Raw genomic sequence first — 22,662 nt, 5'->3', positions numbered from 1 at the left:
AGGCAATTTATGGCTGACACAATTAGATTAAATAAAGTATTACGCGAACTCAATATTTCTATTGACCGTGCCGTTGATTTTTTAGAATCAAAGGGGGTTGATGTTGAAAAAAGTCCGAATACTAAAATATCAGAAGAGGTACACGCAATTCTTTCAAACGAATTTCAAACGGATGCTAACAAAAAAGTAGCGTCTAAAGAAGTTGGTGAAGCAAAATTAAAAGAGAAAGAAGTGTTGCGCGAGCAACGCGAGCGTGAACTTGAAGAAAAACAAAAAGAGGTAGCCAAGAGAGAAGAAGTCATAAAAGCCTCTAAAACACTTTCAGGACCAAAGCAGGTTGGTAAAATCGATTTAGATTCTAAAAAATCCAATGAAACTCCACCGGTCCCAAAGGAAGAAGAGAAAAAGGTAGAAGCTCCTAAAGAAGTGGTTGTTGAAAAGGAACCAGCTAAAGAAGAGTCAAAACCTCAAGTTGTTGAAACGGTTAAAAAGGAGGAAGAAACTGTACCAGTTAAAACCGAAAAACCGAAAACAGTTGAGCCTTCAGGCAAAACGGAAGCGGCAGAAGGTAAAGTAATTACCAACTCAGAAGGAGAATTAATTCCTGAAGAAAAAGTAAAAACCAAATACCAAAAACTTACAGGGCCAAAAATAGCCGGAGATAAAATTGATTTATCTCAGTTTAACAAGCCCAAGAAAAAGAAAGAAGATAAGAAGCCAGATGCTAAACCTGGTGATGCAGCTTCAGCCAACAAGAAAAAACGTAGACGTATCAGTAAAGTTGGTGGCCCGCAACCAGGAGGCGACAACAGAGGTGATTCCAACAGACCAGGTAACGACCGTTATAAAGGTAATAAACCGGGGCAGTCAAGACGTCCAATTGTTAAAGAAGATCCTAGTGATGAGGATGTTAAAAAGCAAGTACGCGAAACTTTAGAAAAACTTCAAGGAAAGTCTTCTAAGGGTAAAGGCGCAAAATATAGAAGAGATAAAAGAGATCAACATAGAGATCAAACCGAAAGAAACTTAGAGCAAGAAGCAGCAGAAAGTAAAATTCTAAAAGTTACTGAGTTTGTTACTGCAAGTGAAGTTGCAACCATGATGGATGTATCGGTTACCCAAATTATTTCGGCATGTATGTCTTTAGGAATGATGGTTACCATGAATCAGCGCTTGGATGCTGAAACATTATCTATCGTTGCTGATGAGTTTGGATATGAAGTAGAATTTGTAACAGCCGATATTGAAGAATCTATAGAGGTATTTGAAGATAAAGAAGAAGATTTAAAACCAAGAGCGCCAATTGTAACCGTAATGGGTCACGTCGATCATGGTAAAACATCGCTTCTGGATTATATACGTAAAGAGAATGTAATTGCCGGAGAATCTGGAGGTATCACACAGCATATTGGTGCCTATGGTGTAGAATTGGATAACGGACAAAAAATTGCATTTTTAGATACACCGGGTCACGAAGCGTTTACCGCAATGCGTGCTCGTGGTGCACAAGTAACCGATATTGCTATTATTGTGGCTGCGGCCGATGATGATATCATGCCACAAACCAAAGAGGCCATTGCCCATGCGCAAGCAGCAGGTGTGCCTATTGTGTTTGCTATCAATAAAATAGATAAGCCAGCAGCAAATCCTGAAAAAATTAAAGAAGGATTAGCACAAATGAATTTACTGGTTGAAGATTGGGGTGGTAAAATCCAATCGCACGATATTTCTGCTAAAGTAGGAACAGGCGTAAAAGAATTATTAGAAAAAGTATTGCTTGAAGCTGAATTGTTAGAGTTGAAAGCAAATCCAAATAAGCCAGCACTTGGTACGGTGGTTGAAGCATTTTTAGACAAAGGACGTGGATACGTTGCAACTATTCTAGTACAAGCAGGAACACTTCGAGTAGGAGATTATGTGTTAGCTGGAAGAAATAGCGGTAAGGTAAAAGCGATGCATGACGAACGTGGTAATAACGTTGTAACAGCAGGTCCTTCAACACCAGTGTCTATATTAGGTTTAGATGGTGCGCCACAAGCGGGTGATAAATTCAACGTATTTGAAGATGAACGCGAAGCGAAACAAATAGCTTCAAAACGTGCGCAATTACAACGTGAGCAATCTGTTAGAACGCAACGTCATATTACTTTAGATGAAATAGGTCGTCGTATTGCACTAGGTGATTTCCAAGAATTGAATATCATCCTTAAAGGTGATGTGGACGGTTCTGTGGAAGCATTAACCGATTCGTTCCAAAAATTATCAACTGAAGAAATTCAAGTAAATATTTTACATAAAGGTGTTGGTGCCATTACCGAAAGCGATGTGTTATTAGCCTCTGCTTCCGATGCTATTATTATTGGATTTAATGTACGCCCTGTTGGAAATGCAAGAATGATTGCCGATAAAGAAGAAATTGATATTAGAACATATTCAATCATTTACGATGCCATCAACGATCTTAAAGATGCGATGGAAGGCATGTTGTCTCCTGAATTCAAAGAAGAAATTTTAGGTACTGCTGAAATAAGAGAAATATTTAAAGTAACCAAAATTGGTAGTATTGCCGGTTGTATGGTAACTAGTGGAAAAATTCTTAGAAGTTCAAGTGTACGTTTAATTAGAGATGGCGTGGTAGTGTTTACTGGAGAATTAGCTTCGTTAAAACGCTTTAAGGATGATGTGAAAGAAGTGACCAAAGGTTTCGATTGTGGTATGCAAATTAAAAACTACAACGATATTCAAGAGGGAGATATCATTGAAGCTTTTCATCAAGTGGAAGTTAAAAAGAAACTTAAATAATTTTAAGTTCAATAAATAAAAAAAGCGACCAATTGGTCGCTTTTTTTTATGCTTCTAACATTCTATAACTCTAAAGCTCTAAGGATCTTTATTTCTTAGGTCTAAAAATAAAAGCCGCAGGAAATTTGTTTTTAATTTTTTTCAAAGCACGGTCTGCTTCTAAACGTGTTCTGTAGTTGCCAGCCCAAATTTTGAAATTAGGGGTTTCATATTCAAGCGTAGCTTTCCAATCGGTAAAATTTGAGTTGAATTCCCTTTGTGCAGATTCCGCACTGGAACGATTTCCTGAGTAAATTTGTATTTTATATCTATCAGAATCAGGTTCGTTTTTGTTCATTTCTTTTTTAACCTCAAGCAAAGTGGTTATTTTTTTGTCCTGATTTACAACAACACTTCCCTGTTGGGAAAAACAATAGCCTGTTGTTATAATAAAAGTGAGAATGCTTAATGTGCTAATTTTTAAATTCAATGATTTCATTTTCAAATATATTTATACAAATGTATACGTTAAAAACTTAATTTAGGTTGTTTTAGTTATTTAGAATCTCTCTAAATTATCAATTAACAGTTCTCTAACATTTCCCAAATCGACTTTAAGTATTACTTTTGCGAGAGATTTTTTTAACTGTATTTTTTTCAATTGTTAAATGAAAAAATCATACCAAAGTTTAGAAGTTAATTTGACCAACAATATGAGAAAGGTGATTCACCGTAAATTAAGTGTAAACATTCTTCGTGTTAGCTTAGTTTTATTATTAGCGTTTACAAGCTCGCTTTCTGCTCAAGGAGATCCGGCAAAAGGAAAATCATTATTTAATGCCAATTGTGCGGCATGTCATCAATTAGATAAAAAAATGACAGGTCCTGCTTTGCGTAACGTAGAAGCGCGTTTAGCAGACGAACAAGGTTTGGATAAAGATTGGATTTATGCTTGGGTAAAAAACAGTCCGGGAGTTATTAAGTCTGGCGATGCTTACGGAAACAAAGTGTATAACGAGTATGGTGGTGCAGCTATGACGGCATTTCCACAATTATCTAATGAAGATATAGATAATATTCTAGCTTACACTGCTGAGGTGAAAGCAGAAGTTCCTGCTGCCGCTGCTGGTGGAGCTGCAGTTGCTACAGATGGTGCTGCTTCAACAGGAGGTGTTTCAAATGAAATCATCTTAGGTGCTTTAGCAATTCTATTTATATTGCTAGCGTCTGGATTGTTTTTAGTGAACAAAACATTGCGTCGTTTTGCTCAGGCTCAAAATATCGAATTGCCGGCAGAAACAAAAAGAACACCGCTTTGGAAAGCATTTGTTCAGAACCAATTTTTAATGTTGGTTGTTGCTATATTCTTTTTGTTGTCTAGTGCCTATTTTGTTTATGGATATTTAATGCAGGTTGGTGTAGATCAAGGGTACCAACCAGTGCAGCCAATTCATTTTTCACATAAAATTCACGCAGGTGATAACGGTATCGATTGTAAATACTGTCACTCTTCTGCAAGAACAAGTAAAACTTCAGGAATTCCATCTTTAAATGTTTGTATGAACTGTCATAAATCAATTTATGAATATAATGGAGAAACGACTCCAGAGCATTCTAAAGAATTCTATGATGGTGAAATTAAAAAACTATACAAAGCAGCTGGTTGGGATGATGCTGAACAAAAATACACAGGAAATTCGCAGCCTGTAAAATGGGTACGTATTCATAACTTGCCTGATTTTGTTTACTTTAACCATTCACAACACGTTACTGTTGCTGGTGTAGAATGTCAAACATGTCACGGTCCAATTGAAGAAATGGAAGTGGTTTCTCAACATGCACCATTAACTATGGGTTGGTGTATTGAATGTCATAGAACTACCGATGTTAACGTAAAAGATAATGCTTACTATACTAAAATTCATGAAGAATTATCTAAAAAGTATGGTGTAGATAAGTTAACTGCTGCTCAAATGGGTGGTTTAGAATGTGGTAAATGCCACTATTAATAAATTTAATAAGAAGTAATTCAATTATATAATATGTCATCAAACAAGAAATACTGGAAAAGTGTTGAAGAGCTAAACGAGAATAGTTCTATTGTTGAGACGCTAAAACAAAACGAGTTTGTAGAACAAATTCCTGCTGATGAATTTTTAGGTGATAAAGATACACTGGAAGCAAGTTCTACTACACGTCGCGATTTCTTAAAATATGTAGGGTTTAGTACAGCTGCTGCTTCTTTAGCTGCATGCGAAGGACCTGTTGTTAAATCTATTCCTTATGTGGTACAGCCTCAAGAAATTATTCCTGGTGTTGCTAACTACTATGCAACAACTATTGCAGACGGATTTGATTTTGCTAGTGTTTTAGTTAAAACGCGTGAAGGTCGTCCCATTAAAATTGAAAATAACACTTTAGCAGCTGTTAATGGAACAGCAAACGCTAGAGTTAATGCTTCGGTTTTAGGATTGTACGATAGTTTAAGAGTGCAAGGGCCTAAAAAAGGAGGTGCTTCTATTTCTTGGAGTACATTTGATAAAGAAACAAATCAAAAATTAACCGATTTAAAAGTAGCTGGTAAAGAAATTGTGTTGCTTACACAAACATTTGCAAGTCCTTCTACAAGCAAGTTAATTTCTGAATTCAAAGAAAAATACGGTAATGTTCGCCACGTAGTATATGATGCTGTTTCAGAATCGGCTGCGTTGGATGCTTACCAAGCAAAATATGGAGAGCGTGGTTTAGCTAATTACGATTTCTCTAAAGCCATGACCATCGTTTCCGTTGGTGCCGATTTCTTAGGCGATTGGCAAGGTGGTGGTTTTGATTCTGGTTACTCAAAAAACAAAATTCCACAAAATGGTGAGATGTCTCGTCACATTCAGTTTGAGTCTAATATGTCTTTAACTGGTGCCAATGCAGATAAGCGTGTGCCATTAACACCAAGTGAACAAAAAATAGCTTTAGCTAAATTATATAGTTATGTAGTTGGTGGTTCTGTATCAGGAAGTTTACCATCACATATTGAAGATGCCGTTAAAAAAGCAGCAGCTCAATTAAAGAAAGCAGGAGGCAAAGGAGTTGTAGTTACAGGAATTCAAGATGTAAATGCACAAACTGTTGTTTTAGAATTAAATGCTTTTTTAAATAGTAAAGCGTTCGATCCAAAAACACCTATTAAAACAAGACAAGGTAATGATAAAGCGGTTTTAAATTTAGTTGCTGATATGAAGGCAGGTAAAGTTGGAGCCATTATTATGAGTGGTGTAAATCCAGTTTACACGTTGCCAAATGCTTCAGATTTTGTAGCAGGATTGAAAAAAACAGAATTATCTATTGCGTTCTCAATGAAAGTTGATGAAACCGCATCAGAAACCCAATACGTTGCAGCAGCACCTCATTATCTAGAATCTTGGGGCGATGTGGAATTGAAAAAGGGACATTATGCTTTAACACAGCCAGCTATTCGTCCGTTATTCAAAACCAGACAATTTCAAGAGGCTTTATTAAAATGGAACGGAAGCGATGTTTCTTATCACGATTATATTAAAGAAACTTGGGGAACGACTATTTTAGGTGGTAGTTCATTCAACCAAGCACTACATGATGGTGTTTATGTTGGAGCCATTGCTACTGAAACAGAAAATACATCGGATGCTGAAACATCTGCAGAAACACCTTCAGGAAATGTTGCTAGTGCATTAGCTGCTTCAGCTAAAAAATCAGGCTTAGAATTAACATTATATACCAAAGTAGGTATGGGTGATGGGCAACAAGCCAATAACCCATGGTTACAAGAGTTTCCAGACCCTATTACAAGAACATCTTGGGATAACTATTTAACCATTTCAAAAGCTGATGCTGATGAATTAGGTTTAATGAACAAGCACGTTGCTAACGGTGCCTTAAATGGTAGTTATGCTAAAGTTACTGTAAAAGGAACCACTATTACGGCTCCAGTAATGATTCAACCAGGGCAAGCTAAAGGCTCCGTTGGTTTAGCGTTTGGTTATGGAAAAACTAAAGGATTAAAAGAAGAAATGCAAACGGGTGTTAATGCCTATGCATTATATAAAGATTTTAACACGGTACAAAATGTTACTATAGAAGCTGCTACTGGTGAGCATGAATTTGCATCGGTACAGTTACATAATACCTTAATGGGACGTGGTGATATCATTAAAGAAACGTCTTTAGAAATCTTCAATACCAAAGATAAAAAACATTGGAACGCTGTTCCTGTAGTATCTTTAAATCATAAAGAAACTCCAGTAACATCTCCAGATGTAGATTTATGGGATGAATTTGATCGCTCCATAGGGCATCATTTCAACTTGTCAATCGACTTAAATGCTTGTACAGGATGTGGTGCTTGTGTTATTGCTTGTCACGCTGAAAATAATGTACCAGTAGTTGGTAAAACAGAAGTGCGCCGTAGCCGCGATATGCATTGGTTGCGTATCGATAGATATTATTCATCTGAAGAATCTTTTGAAGGTGATAACGAGAAAAAAGATAATATTTCTGGATTAGGAAGTTCGTTAAGCGAATTTGGTGAAATGGAACATGCTTCTGTAAACCCACAAGTAGCATTCCAACCAGTAATGTGTCAGCACTGTAACCATGCGCCTTGTGAAACTGTATGTCCTGTGGCAGCAACTTCTCATGGCCGTCAAGGTCAAAACCACATGGCTTACAACCGTTGCGTAGGTACTAGATATTGTGCAAACAACTGTCCTTATAAAGTACGTCGTTTCAACTGGTTCTTGTACAATGGTAATGATGAGTTTGATTACCATATGAATGATGATTTAGGTCGTATGGTATTAAATCCAGATGTAGTGGTGCGTTCTCGTGGTGTTATGGAAAAATGTTCTATGTGTATTCAAAAAACACAAAAAACAATTCTTGATGCTAAACGTGATGGACGTGAAATTAAAGATGGAGAATTCCAAACAGCATGTTCTGCAGCTTGTGGAAGTGGTGCCATGGTTTTTGGAGACATCAACGATAAAGAAAGTAAAGTTGCAAAACTTAAAGAAGATAAACGTATGTACCACTTGTTAGAGCATGTAGGGGTTAAACCAAATGTGATGTATCAAACAAAAGTGAGAAATACAACTGAAGCATAAATCAAGTAAAAAGTTTGAAAGTAAAAAGTTTAAAAAGCATAGTGTCTTTTAAACAAATAAGCGCTTAAACAAATAAACAAATAAACAATTAAGAAATGGCGTCTCATTACGAAGCACCTATTAGAAGACCCTTAGTTACAGGCGAAAAATCATATCACGACGTTACTGTGGATGTGGCTAAACCAGTAGAAGGAAAAGCAAACAAACAATGGTGGATAGTTTTTGGTATTTCACTAGCAGCTTTTCTTTGGGGTATTGGATGTATTTTATATACCATATCAACAGGTATTGGAACTTGGGGTTTAAATAAAACCGTAGGTTGGGCTTGGGATATTACTAACTTCGTTTGGTGGGTTGGTATTGGTCACGCAGGAACACTTATTTCTGCGGTACTTTTATTGTTCCGCCAAAAATGGAGAATGGCCATTAACCGTTCTGCAGAGGCGATGACCATCTTCTCGGTAGTTCAAGCAGGTTTATTCCCAATTATTCACATGGGTCGTCCATGGTTAGGATACTGGGTATTACCAATCCCGAATCAGTTTGGTTCGTTATGGGTAAACTTTAACTCACCATTACTTTGGGACGTATTTGCAATTTCAACATACTTATCAGTATCATTAGTATTCTGGTGGACAGGTTTACTTCCAGATTTCGCTATGCTACGTGATAGAGCTATTAAGCCTTTCCAAAAGAAAATATACTCTATTTTAAGTTTTGGTTGGTCTGGTCGTGCTAAAGATTGGCAACGTTTTGAAGAAGTATCTTTGGTACTTGCAGGTTTAGCAACACCACTTGTACTTTCTGTACATACTATTGTATCTTTTGACTTCGCAACCTCGGTAATCCCAGGTTGGCATACCACTATTTTCCCTCCATACTTCGTTGCTGGAGCGGTATTCTCAGGATTCGCCATGGTAAATACACTTCTTATCATCATGAGAAAAGTGTGTAACCTTGAAGATTATATCACCGTACAACACATCGAGTTGATGAACATTGTAATCATGATTACTGGTTCTATTGTAGGTGTGGCTTATATTACAGAGTTATTTATTGCATGGTATTCCGGTGTTGAATACGAACAATACGCATTCTTAAACAGAGCAACTGGTCCTTACTGGTGGGCATATTGGGCGATGATGACGTGTAACGTATTCTCTCCACAATTTATGTGGTTCAAGAAACTAAGAACAAGTATCATGTTCTCATTCTTTATCTCAATTGTAGTAAATATAGGAATGTGGTTTGAGCGTTTTGTAATCATCGTGACATCGTTACATAGAGATTACTTGCCATCTTCATGGACCATGTTCTCTCCAACATTTGTAGATATAGGTATATTTATAGGAACTATAGGATTCTTCTTTGTCTTATTCCTATTGTATTCAAGAACATTCCCTGTAATTGCACAGGCCGAGGTTAAAACCATTTTAAAATCTTCTGGAGAAAAGTATAAAAATTTAAGAGAGGCAGGTAATAGTTTAGTAGGAACTGGTGCAGATGCAAGAACCTCTGGAGATAAAGTAAATAACAACAAAAACGAAGCGTAGGCAATGGAAGCATCTAAAGTAATTCACGCTATTTATACCGATGATGATGTATTAATGTCTGCTGTTAAAAAGGTCAAGGCAGAAAGATATCACATCGAAGAAATATATACACCATTTCCGGTGCATGGACTAGACAAAGCTATGGGCTTAGCTCCAACACGAATTGCGATTACTGCATTTATGTATGGATTAGTAGGTTTAACGGTTGCAATCACCATGATGAATTTCATAATGATTGAAGATTGGCCTCAAAACATTGGTGGAAAACCAAGTTTTAGTTACATAGAGAATATGCCAGCTTTCGTACCAATTATGTTTGAGTTAACCGTGTTTTTTGCTGCGCATTTAATGGTAATTACATTTTATTTAAGAAGTAGAATGTGGCCATTTAAAAATGCTGAAAATCCAGATCCGAGAACTACAGACGACCATTTTTTAATGGAAATTGCAGTAGATGGTAATGAAGAAGCATTAGCAAGTTTACTAAAAGAAACTGGAGCAGTTGAAATTAATTTAATTGATAAAGCGCATTAATAATGATGAAGAGCTTAATTAAAATATTAGTACTAGCAGTCGTTTTAGTTGCTGTATCATGTAAAAAAGATACCGCACCAAACTACCAATTCATGCCAAACATGTATGAGTCTGTAGGTTATGAAACATATGGAGAAGCTGCTTTTAAAGATGGAGTTGAAGCGCAATTACCTGCTGAAGGTTCTATAGCAAGAGGTTTTATTCCTTTTGATATCGAGAATTCAACCGAAGGGTATATGTTAGCTAAAGAAATCTTGAAAAGCCCTTTAGATTCGCTTTCAGTTGATTTAGAGAGAGGAAAAGCATTATATGACATTTATTGCGGTATCTGTCATGGAAATAAAGGAGACGGCCAAGGAAATCTAGTGAAACGCGAAAAAATATTAGGTATTCCAAGTTATGATGATGCCGGTAGAGCTATAACCGAAGGAAGTATTTACCATACTATTTATTATGGAAAAAATGCGATGGGTTCCTATGCAAACCAGTTAAAAGAAGAAGAGCGTTGGCAAGTAGTTTCGTATGTGTTGGAATTAAAGGCTAATTTAGAAAAGTAAGATAGACAAGATTATTATAGATATGTATACATTTTCAAATAAATTAAAGACATTTTCTTTCATTCTAATGATTTTAGGAGCATTAGGAGTTGGATATGGTTTTATGACATCTCATAAATCTTTTGAAGAAGTTGAAACCTTACTTGCAGAAGAATCTCATCACGGTGGTGGTCATGAAGTTGAAGCTTCACATGGAGCCGCTAGTCATGATGCACATGCAGTTGATAATGGACATGGGGAAGAGTCACATGCTCAAGTTGATGAACACAAAGAACATATTGAACATGTTCAGCACCAAATAGCTAACAGACCATGGTCTGCACTATATGTAGCTGCCTTTTTCTTTATGATGATTGGTTTAGGTGTTTTAGCTTTTTATGCTATTCAAATTGCATCTCAAGCAGGATGGTCTCCAGTATTGTTTAGAGTTATGGAAGGTATTACAGCCTATGTATTACCTGGTGCATTAATAGTTTTGGCTATTGCTATAGCTTCAGGTACTATTGGCCACTACAATTTATTTGTATGGATGGATCCTGAAGTAGTAGCTCATGATAAATTATTACAAGGAAAAGCAGGATGGTTAAGCTTACCTTGGTTTACCATTAGAGGTTTGGTTTTTATAGCAGGATGGAGTTTATACCGTCATTTTGCTCGTAAATTCTCTATTGCTCAAGATACAGCAGAAGACCAAAGCAACTTTAAAAAATCATTCCGTATAGCTGCTGCATTTTTAGTATTCTTTATTTATTCTGAATCTATAATGTCTTGGGATTGGATTATGAGTGTAGATCCTCACTGGTTCTCAACATTATTTGGTTGGTATGTATTTGCTAGTATGTTTGTAAGTGGTATAACCGTTATCGCTTTAATCACTATTTACTTGAAATCTAGAAACTATTTACCATTTGTAAATGAAAACCATTTACATGATGTTGCTAAATTCATGTTTGCATTCAGTATTTTCTGGACTTACTTGTGGTTCTCACAATTCATGCTTATTTGGTACTCAAACATACCAGAGGAGGTAACATATTTCATATCTCGTTTTAACGATTACCAATTGCCTTTCTTAGGTATGGTGGTTATGAATTTTGTATTCCCAATTTTATTGTTAATGAACGCAGATTACAAACGTATCCCTTGGTTTGTTGTAATGGCTGGATTGGTAATTTTGTTTGGACATTATATAGATATTTTCAATATGATCATGCCAGCTACTGTAGGAGATAGATGGTTTATAGGTATCCCTGAAATAAGTTCTATATTGCTTTTTGCTGGACTATTCATATTTGTAGTATTTACAGCTTTAACAAAAGCACCATTACTTGTAAAAGGGTATCCTTTTAGAAAAGAAAGTGAAGATTTTCATTATTAATTAAGATATAAATAAAGACGAACGATACAAATGACTGCTTTATTAACAATTATAGTTTTAGTATTTATTTTAGTTGCCATTTGGCAAATGGTTAAGATTTTCGATTTAGCACAAGCTAAAAATGAAAACTCTCAAGTTGCCACTGACAAGGATAATACAATCAATGGGTATTTAATGATGGGCTTTTTAGCGTTCATTTATATCATTACCATTGTATGTTTTGCTAAATGGGGCGATTTGCCTTTAATGTCAAATTCGGCATCTGAACATGGTCCAACTATTGATAACTTGATGATTATTTCTATGGTTATCATCTTTTTTGTGCAAACAATCACACAATTTTTATTACACTATTTTGCTTTTAAATACAAAGGTGAAAAAGGTAAAAAAGCATTGTTTTTTGCTGATAACAATAAATTAGAAGCGATCTGGACTATTATACCGGTAATTGTTTTGGCAGGTTTAATTATATACGGTTTAAATACTTGGATTAACATCATGGGTGTTGATGAAAGTGATGACCCAATTGTTATCGAGTTATATGCACAACAATTTAACTGGAAAGCTAGATACGGTGGAGCAGATAATACTTTAGGTAAAGCGAATGTGCGTCTAATTGATATTGATCGTGCTAATATTTTAGGTTTAGATGAAGCAGATCCAAACGCACAAGATGATATCATTACTACGGAGTTACATTTACCAGTAGGCAAGCCAATATTGTTCAAAATGCGTTCGCAAGACGTATTACACTCTGCTTACATGCCACATTTTAGAGCACAGATGAACTGTGTACCAGGTATGATAACTCAATTTGGATTTACTCCAACAGTAACTACTGCAGAAATGAGACAAACCCCAGAAATGATAGAGAAAGTTGCAAACATTAATAATATTAGAGTTGAGAAAAGCCAAAAGTTAATTGCTGAAGGCGGTGAAGCTTTAGATAGATATGAGTTCGACTATTTATTATTATGTAATAAAATCTGCGGAAAATCTCACTACAACATGCAAATGAAGATTGTAGTAGAAACTCAAGAAGAATATGATGCTTGGATGAAGGAGCAAAAAGAATTCAAAAACTCTCTAGTTAATTAATTAAAAAAGATAAATACGCTATAAGATTATGTCAGCACACGAAGATACTCACGCTCACGACGCTCATGACGACCACGGACATCATCATAAAGAGACCTTTGTAACTAAATACATATTTAGTCAAGATCATAAAATGATTGCTAAGCAGTACCTTATTACAGGTACTATTATGGGAGTTATAGGTGTTTTAATGTCTATGATGTTCCGTATGCAAATTGCATGGCCAGAGGAGCCAAACGTATTGTTTGAAGCTTTATTGGGCAAATGGGCACCAGATGGTGTTATGGATGCCGATATTTATTTAGCATTAGTAACGATACATGGTACCATCATGGTATTCTTTGTATTAACTGCTGGTTTAAGTGGTACATTCAGTAATTTATTAATTCCGTTACAAATTGGAGCTCGTGATATGGCTTCAGGATTCCTAAACATGGTGTCTTATTGGTTATTCTTTCTTTCAAGTGTAATCATGGTTATATCATTATTTGTTGAAGCGGGTCCTGCAGCAGCTGGATGGACCATCTATCCGCCATTAAGTGCTTTACCAATGGCTCAAGGTGGTTCTGGTATGGGTATGACGCTTTGGTTAGTTTCTATGGCAATATTTATTGCGTCTTCATTATTAGGTTCTCTTAATTATGTTGTTACTGTAATTAACTTACGTACCAAAGGGATGTCTATGACAAGATTGCCTTTAACAATTTGGGCTTTCTTTGTAACTGCTGTAATTGGTATCATTTCATTCCCAGTATTATTATCTGCGGCATTATTATTAATTATGGATAGAAGTTTTGGAACATCATTCTTCTTATCAGATATTTTCATTCAAGGTGAAGTTTTACATTACCAAGGTGGTTCTCCAGTATTGTTTGAGCACTTGTTTTGGTTCTTAGGTCACCCAGAGGTATACATCGTTATATTACCTGCGATGGGATTAGTTTCTGAAATTATGGCTTCAAACTCACGCAAACCGATTTTTGGTTACCGTGCCATGATAGCTTCTATCTTAGCCATTGCATTCTTATCAACAATTGTATGGGGCCACCATATGTTTATTTCTGGTATGAATCCATTCTTAGGTTCTGTATTTACATTTACAACATTATTAATTGCGATTCCATCAGCAGTAAAAGCATTCAACTGGATTACAACTTTATGGAAAGGTAACCTACAAATGAACCCTGCAATGTTATTTTCTATTGGGTTTGTTTCTACATTCATCACTGGAGGTTTAACAGGAATCATTCTTGGAGATAGTGCTTTAGATATTAACGTTCACGATACGTATTTCGTAGTAGCTCACTTCCACTTGGTAATGGGTATATCTGCACTTTATGGTATGTTTGCTGGTATTTATCATTGGTATCCAAAAATGTTTGGTAGAATGTTGAATAAAAACTTAGGTTATATTCACTTCTGGATAACCGCGGTTTGTGCTTATGGTGTGTTTTTCCCAATGCACTTTATAGGTATGGCAGGTTTACCACGTCGTTATTACACAAATTCTAATTTTCCATTATTTGACGATTTAGCAAACGTAAATGTTATTATTACCGTTTTTGCTTTAATTGGTGGTGTGGTACAAATAGTATATTTATATAACTTCTTCAGTAGTATTTTCTACGGAAAGAAAGCAACACAAAATCCTTGGAGTTCTACTACGTTAGAATGGACAACACCTGTAGAACACATGCATGGTAACTGGCCAGGAGATATTCCTCATGTACACCGTTGGGCTTACGATTATAGTAAACCAGGGCATGATGTAGATTTTGTTCCGCAAAATATTCCATTAAAAGAAGGCGAAGAAGAACTTCAGCATTAAAAATAAAGATTATCCAAAAAAAGCCTTTCTATGTTTAGAAAGGCTTTTTCTTTATATTTGTTATTCCTGCTAAGACAGGATCTATTTTAAAAGTTAAACGCAGTGTCACCTTGAGAGCAGTCGAAAGGTCTTTATTATGAACGAAAACCTAGACCCAAAAAACGAAAATTTTTCTCCAGAAGAATTAGACGTCGAAAAAAAGTTGAGACCACTGTCTTTTAATGATTTTACGGGGCAAGATCAGGTTTTGGAGAACCTTCAAATTTTTGTTCAAGCGGCCAATTTACGTGATGAAGCATTAGATCATACTCTATTTCACGGCCCTCCAGGCTTAGGAAAAACAACATTGGCACATATTCTTGCCAATGAGTTGAATGTAGGAATAAAAATAACTTCAGGTCCTGTGTTGGATAAACCAGGCGATCTGGCAGGGTTGTTGACCAATCTTGAAGAACGCGATGTACTATTCATAGATGAAATCCATAGATTGAGTCCTATTGTTGAAGAGTATTTGTATTCCGCTATGGAAGATTATAAAATTGATATCATGATCGAATCGGGTCCAAACGCACGTTCTGTTCAAATCAATTTAAATCCTTTTACTTTGGTTGGAGCCACCACACGTTCAGGTTTACTAACAGCACCCATGCGTGCGCGTTTTGGTATTCAAAGCAGACTACAATATTATAACACAGAACTATTAACAACCATCGTGCAACGTAGTTCATCCATTTTAAATGTGGCAATTTCCATGGAAGCAGCTATTGAAATAGCAGGAAGAAGCCGAGGGACTCCTCGTATAGCAAATGCATTACTGCGTCGTGTTCGCGATTTTGCTCAGATAAAAGGCAACGGAAGTATTGATATAAAAATAGCAAAATACGCTTTAGAAGCATTGAATGTTGATGCTTTTGGTTTGGATGAAATGGATAACAAAATCTTAACTACTATTATCGATAAATTTAAAGGTGGGCCAGTTGGTATTTCTACGTTAGCAACAGCTGTTAGTGAAAGTGCTGAAACCATTGAAGAGGTTTACGAACCATTTTTAATACAGCAAGGATTTATTATGCGTACGCCTCGTGGTCGTGAAGTAACCGAACTTGCCTATAAACATTTAGGAAAAATAAAAGGGCCCATTCAGGGTGGGTTGTTTTGATGCTTGCATCATTCTGAATTTATTTCAGAATCATATAAAATGAATAACAAACAGTTACATACTAACCTCATAAAAACCGAAGCGAAACGCCTCGGTTTTTTATCATGTGGTATTAGTAAAGCCCAGTTTTTAGAAGAAGAAGCACCTCGGTTGGAAAAATGGCTAAACAACAACAAGCACGGGCAAATGCTGTACATGGAAAACCATTTTGATAAACGTTTAGATCCAACAAAATTGGTTGAGGATTCAAAATCTGTTATTTCTTTATTGTTGAATTATTATCCTGAAGAAACGCAAACTGAAAATAGTTTCAAACTATCAAAATATGCTTACGGAACCGATTATCATTTCGTAATAAAAGATAAACTAAAATCGCTTTTACAATTTATTCAAGATAAAATAGGCGAGGTTTATGGGCGTGCTTTTGTAGATTCCGCTCCGGTGTTAGATAAAGCTTGGGCTGCAAAGTCGGGCTTAGGTTGGATTGGAAAGCATAGTAATTTATTAACCCAACAAGTAGGATCATTTTATTTTATAGCTGAATTGATTATTGACTTAGATTTAGAATACGATTCCAAAACTACCGACCACTGTGGCACTTGTACGGCATGTATAGACGCTTGCCCCACCCAAGCCATTACCGAGCCTTATGTAGTAGATGGTAGCAAATGTATTTCATATTTCACTATCGAACTTAAAGAAAATATTCCAACAGAATTTAAAGGTAAGTTTGACGATTGGATGTTTGGTTGCGACGTATGTCAAGATGTATGCCCATGGAACCGGTTTTCAAAATCGCATAACGAACCACTATTTAATCCGCATCCCGAATTATTGTCCATAACCAAAAAAGATTGGGAAGAGATAACTGAAGATGTTTTTAGAAAAATATTTAAAGATTCCGCAGTAAAACGAACAAAGTTTGTAGGTTTAAAACGGAATATTGATTTTTTGAAATAAAATTATTTTATAAGTTCTTTAGTAGATTCTCTCTTTACTAATGCAGTCTCTAACACAATTTCTTTATAGACAATGGGTTTGTTTTTTTTAACTGCCTTCATTTCTTTATAAAGTTGTTTAAATGCTGCTTTCCCCATTTCAAATCCTGGTTGGTCAATCGTTGTTAACGTTGGCGAAATAACCGACGACATAAACCAATTGCTAAACCCAACAATAGAGATGTCTTCAGGTACTTTTACACCTTGTTTATTAAATTCAGTCAAGGCACCAATAGCCACCAAATCGGTATTTATAAAAATACCATCAACATCCTTATGGTCTTTTAATAATTGTTGTGCATTTTTCTTCCCTTCCTCAAAACTCATATCACCGCATTCGCAGATGTATACCAAAGATGGGTCGTAAGACATGTTATTGTCTAATAATGCTTTTTTATAGCCAAGAAATCTATCAATAGAGTTTTGTGGTAAAAGAGCACCTCTAAAATGGGCAATACGTTTGCAGCCCGTATCTATTAAATGCTGTGTTGCCATATAGGCTGCTTTTCTATCGTCAATAATAATTTTGGAGCATTTTACAATTTTGGCAATTTTATCGAACATCACCAAAGGCTTGTCTTGTGCAATAACTTCATTGAGATGGCTAAAGTTTGCAGTGCCATTAGCAAGTGATATTAAAATACCATCAACGCGTTGGCTCATTAATAAGTCTATTTGTTTTTTTTCTAATTCATACGATTCATTAGATTGAAGAATGATAACCAAATATCCTTTTTTTTCCGCTTGTGAAATAATACCTCTAATAACATTTGAAAAGAAATGATGCACAATTACCGGAATTATTAAACCAATGGTTTTAGATTCTTTGGTTCTTAAGTTAACAGCAAAAGTATTGGGCTTGTAGTTTAATGTTTTGGCCAGTTCTTTTACTAAAGCTTTTGTTTTTGGGCTAATATCAGAATAATCTTTTAAGGCTTTAGAAACTGTTGTTACAGAGATGTTTAATTGTTCTGCAATTTGTTTTAGTGTTACAGGTTTCATAATTTCTTTTCTATTAGAATAGATTAAATATAATAAAAAAACTAAAATCGAAAACGTTTTCGTTGTTTTCGAAAACGTTTTCGTTGCCAAATTCTTATTTTTAATATATCTTAAATATAAATTGCGTCATAATTAAACTAAAATATTATTATTTAACTAAATTTAAGACACAATGAATTCAAAAAAAATTACATGGAGTTTATTATTCCTAATGTTGTTTTCAGTATCGGCAATTTTTGCACAATCGACGATTTCTGGAACAGTTAAAGACCAAAGTGGAATGCCATTAGGTGGTGTAAACGTTATTCTTGGAGGAACAACAAAAGGTTCCGTTACTGATTTTGATGGAAACTATTCTATTAGTAATGTAGATAATGGTACTTATACATTAAATGCATCTTTTTTAGGATACAAAACCTTTACTAAAAGTATTACAGTTAAAGGTGCTGATATTAAATTGGATTTTATAATGGCAGAAGACGCTGCTTCTTTAGATGAGGTAGTTGTTACAGGTGTTGTAAATCCAAAATCTAAAATTGAGTCGAGTGTATCTGTTTCTTCAATGGATGTTAAGCTTATTGAGCAGGCTTCACCAAGAAGTGCCGGAGAGCTTTTTAGAAATGTACCTGGTATACGCGCGGAATCTTCTGGTGGTGAAGGTAATGCTAACTTCAATGTTCGTGGTGTGCCAATTTCTTCTGGTGGATCTAGATATTTTCAAATTCAAGAAGATGGTTTGCCATTGAACTTATTCGGTGATACGTCTTTCGGTAATGCTGATAACTTCTTAAGAATTGATTCTAATGTTGGTAGAGTTGAAGCTATTAGAGGAGGTTCTGCATCAACCCAAACGTCTAATGGTCCTGCAGGTATCATTAACATGATAAGTAAAACAGGAGCAACAGAAGGAGGTTCTGTTGGAACTACTTTTGGACTAGATTATCAATCAAATAGATTAGATTTTGAATATGGGGCACCGTTAGAAAATGGATTGTCTTACCATATTGGAGGATTTATGAGATCGGGTGAAGGTCCAAGAGAAATTGGATACCAAGGAAACAAAGGAGGACAATTTAAAGCAAATCTTACCAAAAAATTTGACAATGGTTATGTACGTGCATATGCTAAGTTTTTAAACGATAAATCTGTAATGTACTTACCAATGCCAATGTTGGTAAAAGGAAGCAATTCTAAACCAACATTTGACAATCTTCCAGGTTTTGATATTACTAGTGATGCTGTACAATCAGCTTATTTACAACAAAGTGCAGGAACATCTCCATTTACTGGTGAAAGACATGTTAATGACGTGAGAAATGGTAACAATCCTATTTCTAAGGCATTAGGGGCAGAGTTTTCTTTTGATTTAGGAGATGATTGGAGAGTTGCAGGTAAAGCAAGATATTCTAACAATAGCGGCCAATGGGTTGCTCCGTTTACTGCTGCAGTAGGTACGGTTTCTGAAATTGAAACAACGGCAAGAGACGCTTCAAGTGCTACGGGATCTTTAGTGTATGCTGATGGTGATAGAGAAGCTTTCAATCCTTCAAATGGATTAGCTCAAATAATACATATGTTTGATGTAACTGTTGATGATTTAAGCAACTTTTTCAGTGATGTTAAAATTTCTAAAAAACTTGGTGATAATATTGGTGTTACTGCTGGTTTGTTCAGTGCAACACAAAACACCAAAATTGGATGGCAATGGAGTTCTTTCCTATCTGAAGTTAAAGGTGGTGGAGAAGCAAGATTAGCTGATTTTGATGGTTTTTCTAGAGGCGGACAATATTCTTACGGAACACCTGTTTGGGGTAACTGCTGTCAACGTAAATACAATACAGTACATAATGTAAACTCTCCTTATGTAGGTGTTGATGCAGATTTAACCGATAAATTAAATTTTGATGGTAGTGTGCGTTTTGAAAATGTACGTGTAAATGGTAATATACAAGGTGGTCCAACTAGCCAAGGTGAATTTGATTATGACGGAAACGGAACCATTGAAGGCATTGAGCAAAGTGTACCGGTTATCATTGGTAATGCTGGTCAAATTGTAAATGACAACTATAATTTTATTTCATATTCTGCGGGACTTAATTACAAGTTCAATCAAGGCGCTGCTGTTTTTGCAAGATATAGTTCTGGTGCTTCAGGTAGAGCGGCAGACAGAAATAATTATGGAACAGATGGTAAGGCAGATGTTCAGTATGATGAAGTATCTCAACTTGAAGTTGGTTTTAAGAAAAGACTAAACAATGGGGTTCTTAACTTAACTGGATTTATGAGTAATACTGATGAAGGCTTAAGTAATGAATTAAATAGATCTGTAGGTAACCCGTTTAAAGCCCTTGGTTTAGAAGCAGAAACTGCTTTAGCTTTTGGAGAAAACTTCTCTTTTAATGGTTCTTTTACTTGGACTAAAGCTGAAATAGATGGTGGTGCTAATAAAGGAAATACTCCAAGAAGACAAGCTGATTTAGTTTACAACTTATCTCCATCGTATAATTTTGGCAAAACAAGTCAACATAATATAGCTTTAAGTGTTTTGGGTACATCAAAATCGTATGCACAAGATGATAATGATTTAGTGATGCCTGCATATGCATACTTTAATTTAATAGGAAGAGCTGGTTTAACCAAAGGCCTATCATTAGTGTTAAGTATAAATAATATTTTTGATACTGTGGGTATAACAGAAGTAGAAGGTAATGGCGATGGTGCTTTTGGTTCAGATCGTTTGGTTAGAGCAAGATCTATTAGTGGTCGTTCATCAACCATATCACTACAATATAAATTCTAAAACGGGTTAATAGCAAATAGTTTGTTTGGTTTTTAAGTGAGTAATTAGAGTTGGTGTTTTGGCAACTTGATATCAACTCTTTTACTTTAAATTTATTCTAATATGAAATATTTAGCTTTTACATTTCTTTTTTTCATGACTCTAAATAGTCAAACAAAACTGTTAAGTGATGATTTGGCACAAGAACAAAAAACCATTATTGTTTATGGTAGTGATACATGTCATTATTGTACCGATACAAAAGCATTTTTAAAAGAAAAAAATGTAAAGTTTATTTATTATGATGTAGATGTAAACTTAGAAAAGCAACAAGAAATGCTAAACAAATTAATAAAAGCAAACATTGATGTTTCAAGTTTAAGCTTACCCGTTATCGATAAAGGTGGCGAATTATTTACCAATGGAAAAGATTTTAGTGCATTTCTTAAAAGAATTATTAAATAAAATATAAAACGGCAGTTATGTTAACCAAACCTAGATTAAGCTTTTGGCAAATTTTTAATATGAATGTAGGATTCTTAGGAATTCAATTCAGTTTCGGTTTACAACAAACCGCTGTTAACCCTATATTTTCTTTTTTAGGAGCGCATCATGAAGATTTACCTTTATTAAACCTTGCAGGTCCAGTTACTGGCTTAATAATTCAACCTATAATTGGTGCTATTTCAGATAAAACTTGGTCGCCTCGTTGGGGCAGACGTAAACCATTTTTCTTAATTGGAGCTCTAATAGGTAGTTTGTGTTTATTCGCATTTCCTTTTAGCCCAACACTATGGTTTGCCGTTGGTTTATTATGGATTTTAGATGTAGGTAATAACATGGCAATGGAACCTTATCGTGCTTTTGTAGGCGATAAATTACCAAACAAACAGCTAAGTTTTGGTTACCAGATGCAAAGTTTATTTGTAGGTGCTGGAATTGTTTTGGCGAATGCTTCCATATTTCTATTTCAAGATTGGTTTGGTGGCATAGAAACAGTTACAGAAGCTGTAAGTACTATTCCAAAATGGTTGTACTATTCTTTTTTTATTGGAGCTGTATTGTCTGTTGGCACCATATTGTGGTCTGTTTTAAAAACACCTGAAATTCCACCTTCTAATGAGGAATTAGAAGAGATTAAAAAACACAATGCTTTACCGTTTTCAGACAGGGTTAAAACACCGTTTATAGAAATTGTAGAAGCTATAAAAGATATGCCCAAATTTATGTGGAAACTGTCAGGTGTTTATCTATTTCAGTGGTATGCTTTATTTGTGTATTGGCAATTTATTTCTCCCATGTTCGAAGAAAGTATGGGTTTCGATAAATCTCAGGCGTTAAGTCAAGCAGCAAAAATGAATACAACTTATAATGTTTCTACTATTGTTTTCGCATTGGCATTGGTGCCATTAGCACTAAAATTTGGAGGTAAAAAAGTATATGTGCTAAGTCTGCTTTTAACAGGAATTGCCATGCTTTCTATCCCTTATATACAAGATCCTCTCTTGGTTATTTTGCCCATGATTTTATTTGGAATAGGTTGGGCTGCTATGATGGGGATTCCGTATTCCATGGTTTCAAAAATAGTGTCTCAAGAACGACGTGGTGTCTATATGGGGATATTGAATATGATGATTGTTATACCTATGGGTATTCAAACATTAACGTTTGGTCCTATTGTTAAAAACTTACTGAATAATAGTGCGGTTAATGCCATCCTATTTGGAGGTGTGTTTTTTATGATCGCTGGTGTTTTGGCAATGCGCCTTAAAGAACCTAAAACAGATGATGACGATGAAAATGCGATTGTTTTAGGTGGTGGCGGACACTAGTTTAGAAAATCATGACTAATAAAAAATG

At 35.4% G+C, this 22,662-nt stretch carries 15 protein-coding genes and 1 pseudogene; 14 read left to right on the top strand and 2 right to left on the bottom strand.

Annotated elements, in window-relative coordinates:
• Positions 1–9 precede the first annotated feature (9 nt).
• Positions 10–2,802 carry a translation initiation factor IF-2 gene (gene infB / locus ACGK9U_RS00240; protein WP_394464338.1) on the top strand — a complete coding sequence of 931 codons (2,793 nt, stop codon included), beginning with the start codon at positions 10–12 and terminating at the stop codon, positions 2,800–2,802.
• 88 nt (positions 2,803–2,890) lie between these two features.
• Here infB and ACGK9U_RS00235 read toward each other — a convergent pair whose 3' ends face one another.
• Positions 2,891–3,280: an SPOR domain-containing protein gene (locus tag ACGK9U_RS00235; RefSeq protein WP_394464337.1), complete on the bottom strand. Its 390-nt coding sequence runs from the start codon at positions 3,278–3,280 to the stop codon at positions 2,891–2,893.
• A 214-nt stretch (positions 3,281–3,494) separates the two neighbouring features.
• Here ACGK9U_RS00235 and ACGK9U_RS00230 point away from each other — a divergent pair, with 214 nt between their 5' ends.
• The 10 genes and pseudogenes from ACGK9U_RS00230 to queG all read left to right on the top strand — a co-directional run bounded on the left by ACGK9U_RS00230 (position 3,495) and on the right by queG (position 16,983).
• On the top strand, positions 3,495–4,790 hold the full coding sequence (locus tag ACGK9U_RS00230) for a cytochrome c3 family protein (RefSeq protein WP_394464847.1): 1,296 nt from the start codon (positions 3,495–3,497) through the stop codon (positions 4,788–4,790).
• Between the two features lie 33 nt (positions 4,791–4,823).
• Entirely contained in the window at positions 4,824–7,916 is a 3,093-nt protein-coding gene (locus ACGK9U_RS00225) for a TAT-variant-translocated molybdopterin oxidoreductase (RefSeq protein ID WP_394464336.1), read from the top strand.
• A gap of 95 nt (positions 7,917–8,011) precedes the next feature.
• Positions 8,012–9,433, top strand: a pseudogene (gene nrfD, locus ACGK9U_RS00220) (NrfD/PsrC family molybdoenzyme membrane anchor subunit); the annotation flags it as partial.
• Positions 9,434–9,472: 39 nt separating this feature from the next.
• Positions 9,473–10,003: a DUF3341 domain-containing protein gene (locus tag ACGK9U_RS00215; RefSeq protein ID WP_394464335.1), complete on the top strand. Its 531-nt coding sequence runs from the start codon at positions 9,473–9,475 to the stop codon at positions 10,001–10,003.
• Between the two features lie 5 nt (positions 10,004–10,008).
• On the top strand, positions 10,009–10,560 hold the full coding sequence (locus tag ACGK9U_RS00210; RefSeq protein WP_394464846.1) for a c-type cytochrome: 552 nt from the start codon (positions 10,009–10,011) through the stop codon (positions 10,558–10,560).
• A gap of 22 nt (positions 10,561–10,582) precedes the next feature.
• The gene (locus tag ACGK9U_RS00205) at positions 10,583–11,938 is read left to right on the top strand and encodes a quinol:cytochrome C oxidoreductase (protein WP_394464334.1); all 1,356 of its coding nucleotides are present in this window, start codon (positions 10,583–10,585) and stop codon (positions 11,936–11,938) included.
• Positions 11,939–11,968: 30 nt separating this feature from the next.
• Positions 11,969–13,036 carry a cytochrome c oxidase subunit II gene (locus ACGK9U_RS00200; protein ID WP_394464333.1) on the top strand — a complete coding sequence of 356 codons (1,068 nt, stop codon included), beginning with the start codon at positions 11,969–11,971 and terminating at the stop codon, positions 13,034–13,036.
• A gap of 28 nt (positions 13,037–13,064) precedes the next feature.
• Positions 13,065–14,864: a cbb3-type cytochrome c oxidase subunit I gene (locus ACGK9U_RS00195; RefSeq protein WP_394464332.1), complete on the top strand. Its 1,800-nt coding sequence runs from the start codon at positions 13,065–13,067 to the stop codon at positions 14,862–14,864.
• 136 nt (positions 14,865–15,000) lie between these two features.
• Positions 15,001–16,023 (top strand): Holliday junction branch migration DNA helicase RuvB, encoded by a 1,023-nt coding sequence (gene ruvB / locus ACGK9U_RS00190; RefSeq protein ID WP_394464331.1) that lies wholly within the window; start codon positions 15,001–15,003, stop codon positions 16,021–16,023.
• Positions 16,024–16,062: 39 nt separating this feature from the next.
• The gene (gene queG / locus ACGK9U_RS00185) at positions 16,063–16,983 is read left to right on the top strand and encodes a tRNA epoxyqueuosine(34) reductase QueG (protein WP_394464330.1); all 921 of its coding nucleotides are present in this window, start codon (positions 16,063–16,065) and stop codon (positions 16,981–16,983) included.
• A 2-nt stretch (positions 16,984–16,985) separates the two neighbouring features.
• On the opposite strand, the gene ACGK9U_RS00180 is transcribed toward queG, so the two are convergent.
• Positions 16,986–18,023, bottom strand: a complete 1,038-nt coding sequence (locus ACGK9U_RS00180) for a LacI family DNA-binding transcriptional regulator (protein ID WP_394464328.1) — start codon at positions 18,021–18,023, stop codon at positions 16,986–16,988.
• A 172-nt stretch (positions 18,024–18,195) separates the two neighbouring features.
• Here ACGK9U_RS00180 and ACGK9U_RS00175 point away from each other — a divergent pair, with 172 nt between their 5' ends.
• The 3 genes from ACGK9U_RS00175 (at position 18,196) to ACGK9U_RS00165 (ending at position 22,634) form a co-directional block, all read left to right on the top strand.
• Positions 18,196–20,823, top strand: coding sequence for a TonB-dependent receptor (locus tag ACGK9U_RS00175; RefSeq protein ID WP_394464327.1), 2,628 nt, complete (start codon positions 18,196–18,198; stop codon positions 20,821–20,823).
• Positions 20,824–20,925: 102 nt separating this feature from the next.
• The gene (locus tag ACGK9U_RS00170; RefSeq protein ID WP_394464326.1) at positions 20,926–21,267 is read left to right on the top strand and encodes a glutaredoxin family protein; all 342 of its coding nucleotides are present in this window, start codon (positions 20,926–20,928) and stop codon (positions 21,265–21,267) included.
• Between the two features lie 59 nt (positions 21,268–21,326).
• Positions 21,327–22,634 carry an MFS transporter gene (locus tag ACGK9U_RS00165; RefSeq protein WP_394464325.1) on the top strand — a complete coding sequence of 436 codons (1,308 nt, stop codon included), beginning with the start codon at positions 21,327–21,329 and terminating at the stop codon, positions 22,632–22,634.
• The last annotated feature ends 28 nt before the right edge of the window (positions 22,635–22,662 follow it).

This window comes from Mariniflexile sp. HNIBRBA6329, from assembly GCF_043558645.1.
GTDB lineage: Bacteria > Bacteroidota > Bacteroidia > Flavobacteriales > Flavobacteriaceae > Mariniflexile.
Note: the sequence above shows the minus strand (reverse complement) of the source record. Positions and strands in the feature narration are given on the sequence as shown.

What these genes read in the sequence shown, in the direction of transcription:
- ACGK9U_RS00230 (WP_394464847.1), top strand. Translation starts at nt 3,495, where the DNA reads ATGAGAAAGGTGATTCACCGTAAATTAAGTGTAAACATTCTTCGTGTT.
- ACGK9U_RS00235 (WP_394464337.1), bottom strand. Translation starts at nt 3,280, where the DNA reads ATGAAATCATTGAATTTAAAAATTAGCACATTAAGCATTCTCACTTTT.
- ACGK9U_RS00205 (WP_394464334.1), top strand. Translation starts at nt 10,583, where the DNA reads ATGTATACATTTTCAAATAAATTAAAGACATTTTCTTTCATTCTAATG.
- ACGK9U_RS00210 (WP_394464846.1), top strand. Translation starts at nt 10,009, where the DNA reads ATGAAGAGCTTAATTAAAATATTAGTACTAGCAGTCGTTTTAGTTGCT.
- ACGK9U_RS00175 (WP_394464327.1), top strand. Translation starts at nt 18,196, where the DNA reads ATGAATTCAAAAAAAATTACATGGAGTTTATTATTCCTAATGTTGTTT.
- ruvB (WP_394464331.1), top strand. Translation starts at nt 15,001, where the DNA reads ATGAACGAAAACCTAGACCCAAAAAACGAAAATTTTTCTCCAGAAGAA.
- ACGK9U_RS00215 (WP_394464335.1), top strand. Translation starts at nt 9,473, where the DNA reads ATGGAAGCATCTAAAGTAATTCACGCTATTTATACCGATGATGATGTA.
- ACGK9U_RS00195 (WP_394464332.1), top strand. Translation starts at nt 13,065, where the DNA reads ATGTCAGCACACGAAGATACTCACGCTCACGACGCTCATGACGACCAC.
- queG (WP_394464330.1), top strand. Translation starts at nt 16,063, where the DNA reads ATGAATAACAAACAGTTACATACTAACCTCATAAAAACCGAAGCGAAA.
- ACGK9U_RS00165 (WP_394464325.1), top strand. Translation starts at nt 21,327, where the DNA reads ATGAATGTAGGATTCTTAGGAATTCAATTCAGTTTCGGTTTACAACAA.
- ACGK9U_RS00200 (WP_394464333.1), top strand. Translation starts at nt 11,969, where the DNA reads ATGACTGCTTTATTAACAATTATAGTTTTAGTATTTATTTTAGTTGCC.
- infB (WP_394464338.1), top strand. Translation starts at nt 10, where the DNA reads ATGGCTGACACAATTAGATTAAATAAAGTATTACGCGAACTCAATATT.
- ACGK9U_RS00225 (WP_394464336.1), top strand. Translation starts at nt 4,824, where the DNA reads ATGTCATCAAACAAGAAATACTGGAAAAGTGTTGAAGAGCTAAACGAG.
- ACGK9U_RS00170 (WP_394464326.1), top strand. Translation starts at nt 20,926, where the DNA reads ATGAAATATTTAGCTTTTACATTTCTTTTTTTCATGACTCTAAATAGT.
- ACGK9U_RS00180 (WP_394464328.1), bottom strand. Translation starts at nt 18,023, where the DNA reads ATGAAACCTGTAACACTAAAACAAATTGCAGAACAATTAAACATCTCT.